The organism is Corynebacterium durum (genome assembly GCF_030408675.1).
In the GTDB taxonomy this organism is placed as follows: domain Bacteria; phylum Actinomycetota; class Actinomycetes; order Mycobacteriales; family Mycobacteriaceae; genus Corynebacterium; species Corynebacterium durum.
The window spans coordinates 154,188-166,303 of sequence record NZ_CP047200.1; the positions used below are offsets into that span (position 1 = coordinate 154,188).

Here is a 12,116-nt window from a genome sequence, read left to right on the forward strand (position 1 = left end):
TCGGGTGAACATGTGAGGGCACCAGCTAGGAATTAATCATCTTGAGGGTGGCATCAGCAACGATTTCTTGAGTTTGGTAGCTAAAACCATGACCTTCACCATCAATGGGTTTTAACGTTGCGGTGGTAAATGTCTTTGCTGCTCGCTCTGAATAAGAAATGGGCACGAGCTCGTCCGCTGCTCCGTGAAAAATGAGAACGTTGCCGCTGAACTTTGACATATGTTTGTAGATGTCCACGTTGTAGACGTCCGTAAAGTACCGTCGGCCAACAGTTAATCCCATCAGGTCGTAGGTGTTGGGAATGTCGGCTTCCGTGGGGAAGCGTTTATGGGCATCGTCAAACAGAGAAAAAGCCGGGTACAGAAGGACAATGCCCTGCACTCCTGCAGGGTGTTGGTTGGCGACCAGCGTGGTGACAACGCCACCCTGGCTAGCACCAATGAGGTAGATGCGTCTGGAGTCTACGTAGGTAAGTTTCTCCACCTCTTTTAGTGCATCTCGTAGATTTTGCACCTCTGTAAACACGGACATGTCGGTCATGTCGCCTTCACTTTGCCCAGGTACATACCCTGAACCTCCGGAGAAGTCGTAGCTGAATACGACTATTCCATGTTGAGCCAGAATGTCTTGCATGTGTGATTCCTGATCATGGTTTCCTCCAAAACCATGGCTCATGATTGCTACTGGCCGTTGTCCTGTAGCCTCAGGGATCCTTATTTTACCGTAAATACGGTTTCCGTCGCTCTGAAAACTGAGCTCTTCGGTTTTCACTGTGTACGTTTCTTCGGACGATGCGCTGGTTGATAGTCCGCCCGGCGAGGCGGTGGCATGTGAACCTTCATCTGATGACGAGCACGCACTGGTACCAAGCAAAATTCCGGTAGCTGCGAGCGGCAGCATCTGCAGAAAGGTTCTTCGTTGCATGTTATCTCCACCTGTTTCTCAGTGATAAGGGCTAGACAGTCGCTGTGGTTGGCGGCGACATCCGTGATATTTTCTTGAAACCCCGATGGAGAATCACGAAAAGAAAGATCACAGGGAAGCTGATGGTGTGCTTGAGCAGTGCTGCGGGGTTCATTGGAGCGTACAGGGCAGGCAGCCCTGTACGCTTCTGTGGCTAGCGCATTTCCGCGTTCCCATGCCCAGCTACCAGGTGTTTTTGCGGTGTCTTCCCTGCGACGGGATGGTGTGCAACTGTGTAGCGTCATTGCGGAGGTGGCTACTTTGCCACCAATAAATACAGCTCGCCCTGTGGTCATATAGCCCTTTGTTTTTGTGACGGTATATCTCTTCTGGGAATCTATGCCATTTTAACAAGCATCCTAGATTCCTGGAAGGTATTTTGAGTACTTTTCAGGGGCGTAGAACTTAATGACCACCACTGTCCACCCCCCCGATCACCTCACTTAATCGTGTACCCCGTCACTGGCCCCTCGGTGTTGGGTTTCCAACCAAGTTCTGGTGCCACGTGTTCGGCGAAATTGCGAAGGATACTCAGGTTAAGCTCTACTCCTAACTGGTTGGGGATGGTGAGCATGAGGGTGTCGGCGGACATGACCGCGGCGTCGTTACGCAGCTGTTCCACCAGCTTGTCGGGTTCGGCGGCGTAGGTGCGGCCGAAGGTGGAGACGAGGCCATCGATACGCCCTACTTGGTCCTGGCTGTGTGCCTGCGAGCCAAAAATCTGGTGATCGTGGTCGCTGACTAGTGGGAAGATGCTGCGGCTGACGGAGACACGCGGTGCGTTGTTGGCGTGCCCAGCATTTTTCCATGCTGTGCGGTAGCGTTCGATTTGCTCGGCTTGGAGGTCGGCAAATGCTTCGCCATTAGTTTCAGTGAGCAAAGTGGAACTCATTAGGTTCACGCCTTTTTCCGCTGCCCATTCGGCAGTGTCGCGGGTGCCTGCACCCCACCAGATATGATCGCGAAGGCCGGGAGAATGGGGCAGAACCGGTAACTTTATGCCGTCCCCGTAGTAGGTGGGGTCGGCTGATACCATGCCTTTGCCTTCCACAGCATCAAGGAAACGGTCGAATTTTGCGCGAGCAATGTCGGCACCGCGCGGATCAGTGGATCCGGTGTAGCCGAATGCCTCCCAGCCGCGTTCGGCTTCTTCGGGGGATCCCCGGGAGACGCCGAGGGCGACGCGGCCGTCGGCAATGTAGTCGAGTGCTGCAGCTTCTTCAGCGAGGTAGAGAGGGTTTTCGTAGCGCAGGTCGATCACGCCTGTACCCACTTCGATGCGCGTGGTGCGGGCGGCGATGGCGGAGAGCAGCGGCATGGGGGATGCCGCTTGGGTGGCAAAGTGGTGGACGCGGAAGTACGCGCCGTTGACGCCGATCTCGTCGGCGCCGACTGCCAGGTCTATCGCCTCGTGGAGAACATCGCGCGGTCCGGGGTGCTGGTCGCGCGCCATGCTGTAGTGTCCGAAACTTAAAAATCCGAATGCCTTCATGTTTCCTACAACATTGTTGATGTGTCACCTATTCCCCGGCGCGCTCCGCGGCGCGCCCTTTGCTCTATGTCTGTTCAAAACACCTCAATCCGCGCGCCCACGTTTTCTGCCTGGATCAGCTGGCTCACCCAGTTGTCTGCGCCAGGGTGGAAGCGAATAACGGGGCGGGCGGACATATCCGACCCAGGACCACTGTGCACAGAACCGCCGCTGCTAGAACCACTCCGGGAGTTGGAGCGCGCTTCGTAGCGGATGCGGGAGCGGTACCCGGCATCGACAAGCTCGCCAACGCTGGGTTTGTCGGCGTCAAGGTTGGCGCGGGCATCCTGAAGCAACGTCAGTGTTTCGTCTAGGGCGTCAAGCAGGGCGGCGTGGTTGGTTTCGCACATGGCGCGCACCAGGGACGGTGCCGAACCCGCCACGCGGGTGCCGTCGCGAAAACTGCCCGCAGCCAGGGACAACGCCAGAGTGCCGCCGTTGTCTCCGACGATGGCTAGGGCTTCCGCGAGGATGTGTGGGAGGTGGGAGATGCGGGCGACGGCGGCATCGTGGTGGTCCACCCGAGCGGGAATGACCTCTGCCCCCACTCGGGTGGCCATGTGCACCACATCAATCCACAGGTCAATCCAGCTTTGCGAAGGCCGCGTGTCCAGTGCGTGATCGAAGGTGACTACCCAGGCCGCGCCGTCGAAAAGCCCATTTTTCGACGCCCGCCACCCGCTGTCAGCGGTACCGGCCATGGGGTGCCCGCCGACGTAGCGATCCTCCAGTCCGTGCTGTTTCACCAGCTCATACACTTTCCCTTTGACACTGACCACGTCGGTGAAACCGCAGGAAGGGGCGTATTCTTTGATGTCGTGAAGCAGCGCATCAATGGCAGGCATAGGGGTTGCCAGCACGATCAGCGCAAACTCCTCCTCGGCGCGGCGTAGCGCATCCTCTAGGGAATCTGTGACGTCGAATCCCTCAGCCCTTGCAGCGCGGGCGGCGGAGGGGGAGCGGTTGTAGCCAAAAGCGGCATGTCCGCTGGTGGTGAGGTCGCGCAGCAGCGAACCCCCAATCAAGCCAAGGCCAAGAATACAAACCGGGCGGGAAATGTCAGTGGTGGTCACCTGACAAGTGTGGCACATTCCGACTACGGTTACTCCGTATGGAAACGAACAGCACACCAATGGGTGACCCCGCATCGGTTGCCCCCGGTGTCACGGATGCAGGCGCGACCTTAGACGGACACGAACCTGACCTCTGCTTTGCCGTCACTGTCACCCGAAACGGCACCGACTGGACGGTCAACTCCCTGAAAAGCTGCTTCAGTCGCATCGACGACACCATCGAAGCTGTTCAGAGGCTTGGCTCGGAAAACCCCACCTTTGCCATGCTGTGCGTTGACGACGAGTACTTCATCATCGTCCGCCCCACCCCCTCCCGCGTCCACCTCCTGCTTTCCGACGCCACGATGGCCGTGGACGATAACCTCGCCTCCAGCGTCCTTGACGCCATGGGTGCCCAAACCCCCGAAATGACGGAGGAAGAACTCGACCGCCTCGATCCCTGGGCCGAAGGCGACCTGAGCATCCTTGCCGACCTGGGGCTCAGCGAACAAGTGATGTCCGTCATCTGCGATGACTCTGAACTTTGGGCCTCCGAACAACTGCTCCGCATCGCCGCTGAACTCGGGTTTGAATCTGAACTCTCCGCTGCCGCAGACCTGGACCTGGATTAGCATGACCCTGCCGCGCGAAGCCGGGCTCGTGCGCGATGAACGCTACATGCGCCGCGCACTTGAGGTTGCCCGCAGCACACCGCGTGACGACGTCCCGGTGGGCGCCGTAATATTCGGACCTGACGGGCGGGAACTCGGTTACGGCACCAATCGCCGCGAAGCTGACCAAGACCCCATCGCCCATGCCGAAATTCTGGCCATCCAAGCGGCCGTCCGTTCTTATGGGGACGGGTGGCGGCTCACCGACTGCACTCTCGCCGTCACCCTCGAACCTTGTGCGATGTGCGCCGGTGCGCTCGTTGGTGCGCGACTGGGGCGACTCGTCTTTGGGGCATACGAACCGAAAACAGGTGCGTGTGGATCGGCTTTTGACATTGTTCGCGACCCCTCTGTACTGCATAAACTCGAAGTGCGGGGCGGGGTTCTCGAACGAGAATGTGCTGATCTCTTGAAAGTTTTCTTCAGCTCATTACGCTAGGGGCCATGAGTAACTTTGGAGACAAGATCCGCAAGCAAGGCGACGAACTGAAAGAAAAATTCGACGACGCAGCCGACAAGTTCAAAGACTCGAAACTTGGTGAACAGGTCAGCGAAGGCATAGACAAAGCTAGAGACAAAGCCGAAGAAGCCGCAGGTAAACTCAAGGACAAGTTCAACCGGGGGTAGTGCGCACTCAGATGCTGATCAATAAAATATGTTAACCTCGCTGCAGGTTCGCACAAGCGGATTTGTCCCCACTACATGTAAGGAGTGCACCATGGGTGATCTCGGAGACAAGGCACAAGAATTCGGCGGAAAAGCCAAAGAAGGAATCGGCGAAGCCGTAGGCAACGACGACCTGGCCAACGAGGGCCGTGCCGACCAGGCGAAAGCAGAGGTCAAGGAAAAGCTCAGCGAAGCTGGGGACGCCGTCAAAGGTGCCGCCGACAAGGTTCTTGGGCACTTCAAAAAAGACGATTAGATAGCGGTTTATGCTGCTAGGCGCCGTTTTGTGAGTACTTAGCAGCGGTGATTTGGCTTAGCCGCTACGCTCCGATACGCTTGTTGGCGGTGGCGTGTCCGAGCGGCCGAAGGTGCTCGCCTCGAAAGCGAGTGTTGGGTAATCCCCAACCGGGGGTTCAAATCCCCCCGCCACCGCCAATAACCCCCAGCTGAATGGCTGGGGGTTTCGTGTTTGCTGGATGCGAAATGTGCTTATCCCCAAGCTGGAAAAAGGGGTGTTTTCGTGCCTGGGCATAAGCACATTGTGCAACCCACCGTGGTTTTAATGATCTTTCAAAGATGCGCGGCGATACACCAGGTACGCCACCGGCCCAATAATGGGCAAGATGATTACAGCCAGTCCAGCCATTGCCTTTGCTGTGGAGGAGGCCTCGGATCGGGCGATAAGGATGATCACGCTTATAGTGAGAATGGCGGACGCGATGAAGATCAGGCTCATGATCACGTCGTATGTAGTGGGGACGAGCGGATTCATGGGGGTGAGCATATGGTGTGATCTGTCGCATGGAGGGGCGACACGCCGTTACCATCGTTGACGAAACCAGCAACCATTAGTACACTCTCTATCGAACAAAATTTCCTATTGTGAGGGGTGTGTGCAATGCAGGGTAGTCCGCTGTTGTCTAGCAATGGTATTAGAGGCAGCTTCATGACCATCGTTACCGAAAGTTAGTGCGATGGCGAGGAAACACTTTGAGCTCACGGACTGCACGCAGCGGGTGGGGGACCGGGTGTTGCACCGCATTCGGGCGACGCGGGATCTACCGCGTCACGGCGTCGATAAGGGCATGGTGGGTGGTTGGGTTGAGCATTCGACGTGCCTTGCGGGTGATGCTTGGGTGGATGACGACGCCCGCGTCTTCCGCAACGCCAAAGTCTATGGCCAGGCGCTGGCGGGGGAAGATGCGTTGATTGCTGACCGGGCGAAAGTGTACGGGGATGCTGTGGTGGTGGGGGATGCCCGCGTTATGGACCAGGCGAAAGTGCTGGGCAAAGTGGAACTAAGCGAGTGTGTGCAGGTGCGTGATAATGCGCGCATTCGTGGGGACACATGGATTGAAGATTTTGTGCAGTTCACGGGCGATATGGATTACAACGGTGGCCCTGATCTGCAGGGGTTTAGGCCAGACATAACGCCACGGAACGAGCAGGATGATTACGTTCCGGGGGAGCCGTATTTCAGGCTTGTGGGTCATGCTCGAAAAATCGAGGGCGTGTTGATGAAGCGGGTGAAGGCGATACGGAACCTGCCGCACGCGGGTGTCTTCAAAGGCGATGTTGGTGGCTGGGTTGAGAAAGAAAGCAACCTGGCGGATGGTGCGTGGGTCGCCGATGATGCAAAAGTCTACGGTGATGCACTTCTTGCGGGGGAAGTAGTCGTGTTTGAGCAGGCCAGGGTGTGTGACCGTGCTCGTGTAACCGGTCGCGCGAAGGTGTGGGGAAGCGCCGTCATTTGCGGTGACGCCCAGGTGAGGGGCGATGCGGTGGTGTGTGGTCAAGCGTACGTATGTGGAAAAGCACAGGTTGGAAGCGATGATGAGAGGGCGTGCGTCTGCGACTGCGCGCGCGTGGACGGTAGGGCGCGGGTGCTCAATTGCGCCCGCGTTTATGGCAACGCTGAGGTGACGGGGAGCGCGGTTGTTTCGTCGTTTGCTCGGGTGTTTAGCGACGCACGGGTGCGTGCGCGGGCGAAAGTGCAGGATCGCGCTCGGATTTTTGGCACCACCATACTCACTGGGGCGGTACGGGTCGGCGGCAATGCGGAAATATGTGCTGATGTGACGCTGAGTGACACAAAAAACGTGACCACCATCGGCGACTATCTTGAGCCGTTTTATGAAAGCGCAACTTTGATACGCACAGGTGACGGGGCCGATGATCACCTGCTCCGGGTGGGACTGTGGCAGGGGACCGTGGATAAGTTTGCCACCAGGATTGAGGAGCTGCCTGCGAGCTGGTCGGCAAACGGCACGCAGCGGAGGATGTGGCGCGCCGAATATAAGAAAATAGAGAAGACTGCGAGAGTGCTAACGTCGCGTCCGCGTTGACGTAACATACATAACAAAATTGGTGGGTTTATTGGGAAAACTAGTCGATGATGACGCGTCTATAATCAAGATATGTCCTCGCTCACAAGTAGATACTACGATACGCTGCTGCGGCACTTGTCAACCAAGGATCGAGCTGCATTTTTAGAGCTGCCGGGAGCTGAAGAGGACGACATTACGCAGGTTCTGGAAGCGTATCCGAACGCGCCAGTTGATGTGATTGAGCTGCTGCGATTGCGCGATGGAACGCCTTTTGAGTTGCCAATTTTGGGGTGGCATAACGGGGATTTTTGGGAGGGTTATAGTCTCAATTCGTGTCGGGATATTATTGGGAATAAATCGCGAGAAAGTATTATTGACTTTTACGGAATTGACTATATTGAATCCGAAGGCGATGAAATTTTCGACCCCCGCATTGATGTCACAATTCCCATGTTTCGTCGCTTATTCTTTGCGGCCGATACGACGTTCTATCAGTTGTATGTGGATGTTGATCCGGCGCCCGGCGGCACGGTGGGGCAGGTGATTCGCTTCGCGGGCGACGGCGACGAGTGGTTAGTCATTGCACCCAGCTTCGCGGACTACCTACAGCAGGTCATTGATGCCTATGGGTACCCCTGAGGTACCCTAACCCCTCGCGTGTATCGACCATGTATCGACATCGCGTCTTACCTGCTGTTAGTGCGCAATTCCACTGTTTTTATGAACAAAATTGTGATTTTTGTTCATTCTGAAAAGGAAATTTTCATGATAGCCTTATGTGGTCCATAAGGGGCCACTGCTGTAGTCAGCGATAGTGGCCAAGAGTGCAGGTATGGTGAGTGAGGAACTCTATGCGCAAGAATATGACTGCCGTCGCGGCGCTGGCGGCAGTAGCAGTGCTGGCTTTTGGTGTTGCCGGCTGTGGAAGCGATGATGCTGGGGAAAAGAAATTTAAGGTTGCTGACGTATCAAAGGAATCTCGCGTTTTGACAACCACTTTTGCTGATTCATCCGTCCCGCCAAGCACCTACGAGCAAGATTCGAAGGGCAATTTCAAGGTGACGGCGGAGACCCCGGGTCAAGGCAAGTCAGAAACGTATTACGTTGATGGGAAGTTCTATAACTGCAGCAACGGTACATGCGCTGAAGATTCAACAATGAGTAAGGCTGCTGCCAACACTGACGTGCTCAAGGAATATCAGCAGCGGTTGGATCAGGCCAAGGACACCGCGCAGTATCTGGGCGAGGAATCCTGCTCCTCTGGCACGTGTGATACGTGGGAAGTGGAGAATCAGAAGTTCTTCATGGATAAAGATCACCGCGTGGTGCGCATCGTTGCCCAGACGACCAATCCATTCACCAACGAACCAACCGAGTCGACCACCGAGGTTGAGTACAAGGACGTGCCCGAGATTAAAGCGCCGTAGGTGTAACTGTACGCGTATCGACGCCCACCCTGCCTGCTGTTAGTGTGCACCGTCCCTGCTTTACGGCAGAAATTGCTATTTCCGTTCATTCTGAAAAGAAAATCTTCATGATACGCTTATGTTGTCCATAATTGGCCGCCGTCACATGTGGCAAATGCGGCCAGGATCACATGTATGTTGAGTGAGGGATTCTATGCGCAAGAATATGACTGCCGTCGCAGCGCTGGCGGCAGCGACGGTGTTGGCTTTTGGTATTGCTGCCTGCGGAAATGGCGGAAGCAGTGATACCAGCAGCGGGGGAACATCGGCGACAGCCCAGAGCGGCAATGGGGAAAAGAAAATGGAGGTTGCTGACGTATCAAAGGAATCTTTTGTTTCCACTACTAAATACGCTGATAGCGGTCTCCCTCCCAGCGTTCAGGAGCAGGATAAAAAGGGGAACCTCAAAATCACAACGGAAGTCCCCAACCAAGGTAAGACGGAAATATATTACGTAGACAAGAAATTCTATCGGTGTGAGAATGGTCCGTGTACCGAAGATGCGACGCTGAACGAAGCGGCAGCTGATACAGATATGGTCAAACAATTCCAGGACCAGCTACAGCAGGCCAAGGACGCTGCGAAGTATCTAGGTGAGGAATCCTGCTCCGCAGGTACCTGTGAGACGTGGGAGATGGGAGGCCAGAAGTACTTCCTGGACAAGGATCACCGCCTGTCACGTGTCACCGCTTCAGCAACTAATCCGTACACCAACGAACCAACGGAAATGACCACAGAGGTCGAGTACAAGGACGTGCCCGAGATTAAAGTACCGCAGATGTAGCGAGACGGTACCCCTGGGCTGAAACCTTATCCGTCCGGGCGTCGATAAGCATGAGGTACGCATCAACAGTGATACATGTGACGGTGCCTGTCGCCGAGGAAGCGACGCGAGTCTAGGTACACTGGAGTACTTGTTGGTAGTTGCGACGTGGAGTGGAGGGTAGGGTAGTGGCCCAGTTGCTGTTTAAGCTGGGGCGTTGGTCTTTTCGGTGGAAATGGATTGTGATCGTCGCCTGGCTGCTGATCTTCGTGGCGGTCTGGGCGGCGCAAACGTCCCTCCAGCGTGGATTTAACGACCAGTTCGCCATCCCCGGCACCCCCTCGGAAAAGGCCGTGGAGCTGCTACAGGAGAACTTCCCAGACGTACGCAACCCCGTCGAAGCAACGGGCGTGACCATGGTGTTTGCCGCCCCAGAGGGCCATACCCTGACGGAGGAGCAGTACACCAAGGCGATTGATGAGGTGATCGCCTCCCTGGACGCGAACCTGGACGGCATTATTGACCGAACTCGTTACGGCAATCCAGTAACGCTCAGCCCCCAGCTGGAAAAAATGGTGATCGACCAGACCACCTCCATGGGGCTGCCAGAGAATATCGCGCATGTCGACGCCGCGAACCTCGCCCTGCTCAGCACCGATAAACGCGTCGGCTACACCACATTCAGCCTGGATGTGCCCTCGCCTGCGGACGTGACGGACGAACAGCGCGCCGCGATCCGTTCCGCTATGGATGTGGGCCGCGAGAAGGGTCTGACCGTGGAAACCGGCGGAGCGGCGTTTGGTGACCCCCTGAATATTAAGACCACCAGTGAAGCCATCGGCGTGGGCATTGCCTTTATCGTGCTGATCTTCACTTTTGGGTCGGTGGTGGCTGCGGGGCTTCCACTGATCACCGCCATCTTTGGCGTGGGACTTGGCAGCATGTCTATTCTGCTGGCCACCCACTGGGTGAACCTCAACAACGTCACGCCCGTCCTGGCGGTGATGTTGGGCCTAGCGGTGGGCATCGACTACGCCCTATTTATCCTCTCCCGGTATCGCGCCGAGTACAGACGCATGCCGCGTGACCAAGCGGCAGGCATGGCGGTGGGAACCGCAGGTTCCGCCGTGGTGTTTGCTGGGCTGACGGTGGTGATTGCGCTAGTGGCGCTGTCCATTGTGAACATTCCATTCCTCACCTACATGGGGCTTTCCGCCGCCCTCACGGTCAGTATCGCAGTGCTGGTGGCGTTGACGTTTGTACCGGCGCTGCTGGGCGTGGTGGGCAAGTACGCGTTTGGCATCAAGATTCCGGGTGTTGGCGGTAATGCGTGGAGCAAGAAATCCACCCGCGACCCCTCACAACGCCGGTCCAAAGGCCGGATGTGGGTGACCTTTGTGCAGAAAGTCCCGGCGCTGATCCTCACCGTTGTGGTGCTGGGGTTGGGCGCGTTGACGGCCCCGGTGATGCGTCTGGAACTGTCGTTGCCCAATGACACTCTGTCCAACCTGGATACGACCCAGCGTAAATCCGCCGATCTGCTCAAAGATGCCTTCGGTCCCGGCATCAACGCGCCCTTCTTGATCGTTGTGGACGGCAACAATGTCAACCCTGATTCTCAGGTATTGGCACCGCTGATCGAGGCCCAGGAAGCCGAAGCGCAGCGTAACAACAAGCCCTTTGACCGCAAAGCCGCCGCAGCAGCAGCGTCGTTTATTTACGTGGCGCAGCGTTTCAACGGCAACGTGGATGTGAAACACGCCCAGCTAGTTGCCGCCAACGAGAAAGTCACAGCCGCGCAGTTGATGCTCACCCCGAACTCGGGTCCGGCGGATGAGGCTACCTCTAAACTCATGAGTTCCTTGCGTGCTCAGGAAGCCGAAATCGAATACTCCACCGGCGTGAACATCGGCATTACCGGGCTCACGCCAATCCAGCGCGATGTGACGCAACGCCTCTCCGACGCCATGCCGCTGTACCTGGCCGTGGTGGTGGGCTTGGCCATCTTCCTGCTGCTCCTGATTTTCCGATCCATCATGGTGCCGCTCATTGCGGGCTTGGGCTTCCTGCTCTCTGTTGGCGCGGCCTTTGGTACTACAGTGCTGTTCTGGCAGGAGGGACTCGGCGGGTTCGTGAACACCCCTGGGCCGCTGATCTCCTTCATGCCCATCTTCCTGATCGGCGTGACGTTCGGCCTGGCCATGGACTACCAAGTTTTCCTGGTCTCCCGCATGCGGGAATACTACGCTCACCACCGCGGCATACCAACGCCTGGGTCGAAATACAACGCAGTCGAGGAATCGGTCATTGAGGGCTACACACTGGGGAGCCGCGTGGTGACCTCAGCGGCGCTCATCATGATTGCTGTGTTCATCGCCTTTATCGACCAGCCGTTGCCGTTCATCCAGGTCTTCGGCTTCGCGCTTGGCATGGGTGTGCTTTTCGATGCGTTCTTTATCCGCATGGGCCTGATCCCCGCCTCCATGTTCCTGCTTGGGCGCGCCACCTGGTGGATTCCCCGCTGGCTTGACCGCATCCTGCCCACCCTGGACATTGAGGGCACCAAGCTGGAAAAACAGTGGGAACAGTACCGCGAACAGGAAGAACGTGATGCGGAACCCGACTATGACCTAGTGCCTGAGCGCGCCTGACGGTCCCTTGCAACAGGCCAGGCGT

The 12,116-nt window shown here is 56.8% G+C and carries 13 protein-coding genes and 1 tRNA gene; 10 read left to right on the top strand and 4 right to left on the bottom strand.

Going from position 1 to position 12,116, the window contains the following annotated elements:
* Positions 1-25: 25 nt before the first annotated feature.
* The 3 genes from CDUR_RS00670 to CDUR_RS00680 form a co-directional block, all read right to left on the bottom strand.
* Complete coding sequence (locus tag CDUR_RS00670; RefSeq protein ID WP_233452970.1) at positions 26-925, bottom strand: alpha/beta hydrolase family protein; 900 nt, start codon at positions 923-925, stop codon at positions 26-28.
* 478 nt (positions 926-1,403) lie between these two features.
* Positions 1,404-2,456: an LLM class flavin-dependent oxidoreductase gene (locus CDUR_RS00675; RefSeq protein WP_179418603.1), complete on the bottom strand. Its 1,053-nt coding sequence runs from the start codon at positions 2,454-2,456 to the stop codon at positions 1,404-1,406.
* Positions 2,457-2,530: 74 nt separating this feature from the next.
* Positions 2,531-3,568, bottom strand: a complete 1,038-nt coding sequence (locus CDUR_RS00680; RefSeq protein WP_179418604.1) for a prephenate dehydrogenase — start codon at positions 3,566-3,568, stop codon at positions 2,531-2,533.
* Positions 3,569-3,627: 59 nt separating this feature from the next.
* On the opposite strand from CDUR_RS00680, the gene CDUR_RS00685 reads away from it, so the two are divergent.
* The 5 genes from CDUR_RS00685 (at position 3,628) to CDUR_RS00705 (ending at position 5,319) form a co-directional block, all read left to right on the top strand.
* The gene (locus CDUR_RS00685; protein ID WP_179419159.1) at positions 3,628-4,179 is read left to right on the top strand and encodes a tRNA adenosine deaminase-associated protein; all 552 of its coding nucleotides are present in this window, start codon (positions 3,628-3,630) and stop codon (positions 4,177-4,179) included.
* A 1-nt stretch (position 4,180) separates the two neighbouring features.
* The gene (locus CDUR_RS00690) at positions 4,181-4,657 is read left to right on the top strand and encodes a nucleoside deaminase (RefSeq protein ID WP_179418605.1); all 477 of its coding nucleotides are present in this window, start codon (positions 4,181-4,183) and stop codon (positions 4,655-4,657) included.
* A 5-nt stretch (positions 4,658-4,662) separates the two neighbouring features.
* Positions 4,663-4,845, top strand: coding sequence for a CsbD family protein (locus CDUR_RS00695; protein WP_179418606.1), 183 nt, complete (start codon positions 4,663-4,665; stop codon positions 4,843-4,845).
* A 91-nt stretch (positions 4,846-4,936) separates the two neighbouring features.
* Complete coding sequence (locus CDUR_RS00700) at positions 4,937-5,140, top strand: CsbD family protein (protein WP_179418607.1); 204 nt, start codon at positions 4,937-4,939, stop codon at positions 5,138-5,140.
* Positions 5,141-5,228: 88 nt separating this feature from the next.
* Positions 5,229-5,319, top strand: a tRNA-Ser gene (locus CDUR_RS00705).
* A 124-nt stretch (positions 5,320-5,443) separates the two neighbouring features.
* Here the strand turns inward: CDUR_RS00705 and CDUR_RS00710 are convergent.
* Positions 5,444-5,656 (bottom strand): PLDc N-terminal domain-containing protein, encoded by a 213-nt coding sequence (locus tag CDUR_RS00710; RefSeq protein ID WP_179418608.1) that lies wholly within the window; start codon positions 5,654-5,656, stop codon positions 5,444-5,446.
* Positions 5,657-5,858: 202 nt separating this feature from the next.
* Here CDUR_RS00710 and CDUR_RS00715 point away from each other — a divergent pair, with 202 nt between their 5' ends.
* From CDUR_RS00715 to CDUR_RS00735, 5 genes are all read left to right on the top strand, one after another.
* Positions 5,859-7,229 carry a hypothetical protein gene (locus tag CDUR_RS00715; RefSeq protein ID WP_179418609.1) on the top strand — a complete coding sequence of 457 codons (1,371 nt, stop codon included), beginning with the start codon at positions 5,859-5,861 and terminating at the stop codon, positions 7,227-7,229.
* 72 nt (positions 7,230-7,301) lie between these two features.
* Positions 7,302-7,850, top strand: coding sequence for an SMI1/KNR4 family protein (locus CDUR_RS00720; protein WP_179418610.1), 549 nt, complete (start codon positions 7,302-7,304; stop codon positions 7,848-7,850).
* Between the two features lie 212 nt (positions 7,851-8,062).
* Positions 8,063-8,638 carry a hypothetical protein gene (locus CDUR_RS00725; RefSeq protein WP_179418611.1) on the top strand — a complete coding sequence of 192 codons (576 nt, stop codon included), beginning with the start codon at positions 8,063-8,065 and terminating at the stop codon, positions 8,636-8,638.
* Between the two features lie 193 nt (positions 8,639-8,831).
* Positions 8,832-9,461 carry a hypothetical protein gene (locus CDUR_RS00730; protein WP_179418612.1) on the top strand — a complete coding sequence of 210 codons (630 nt, stop codon included), beginning with the start codon at positions 8,832-8,834 and terminating at the stop codon, positions 9,459-9,461.
* Between the two features lie 167 nt (positions 9,462-9,628).
* Entirely contained in the window at positions 9,629-12,091 is a 2,463-nt protein-coding gene (locus tag CDUR_RS00735) for an MMPL family transporter (protein WP_179418613.1), read from the top strand.
* Positions 12,092-12,116 lie beyond the last annotated feature (25 nt).

Coding starts and splice junctions, on each gene's coding strand:
- CDUR_RS00730 (WP_179418612.1), top strand. CDS start 8,832: ATGCGCAAGAATATGACTGCCGTCGCAGCGCTGGCGGCAGCGACGGTG.
- CDUR_RS00675 (WP_179418603.1), bottom strand. CDS start 2,456: ATGAAGGCATTCGGATTTTTAAGTTTCGGACACTACAGCATGGCGCGC.
- CDUR_RS00715 (WP_179418609.1), top strand. CDS start 5,859: ATGGCGAGGAAACACTTTGAGCTCACGGACTGCACGCAGCGGGTGGGG.
- CDUR_RS00710 (WP_179418608.1), bottom strand. CDS start 5,656: ATGAATCCGCTCGTCCCCACTACATACGACGTGATCATGAGCCTGATC.
- CDUR_RS00720 (WP_179418610.1), top strand. CDS start 7,302: ATGTCCTCGCTCACAAGTAGATACTACGATACGCTGCTGCGGCACTTG.
- CDUR_RS00725 (WP_179418611.1), top strand. CDS start 8,063: ATGCGCAAGAATATGACTGCCGTCGCGGCGCTGGCGGCAGTAGCAGTG.
- CDUR_RS00700 (WP_179418607.1), top strand. CDS start 4,937: ATGGGTGATCTCGGAGACAAGGCACAAGAATTCGGCGGAAAAGCCAAA.
- CDUR_RS00690 (WP_179418605.1), top strand. CDS start 4,181: ATGACCCTGCCGCGCGAAGCCGGGCTCGTGCGCGATGAACGCTACATG.
- CDUR_RS00670 (WP_233452970.1), bottom strand. CDS start 925: ATGCAACGAAGAACCTTTCTGCAGATGCTGCCGCTCGCAGCTACCGGA.
- CDUR_RS00695 (WP_179418606.1), top strand. CDS start 4,663: ATGAGTAACTTTGGAGACAAGATCCGCAAGCAAGGCGACGAACTGAAA.
- CDUR_RS00685 (WP_179419159.1), top strand. CDS start 3,628: ATGGGTGACCCCGCATCGGTTGCCCCCGGTGTCACGGATGCAGGCGCG.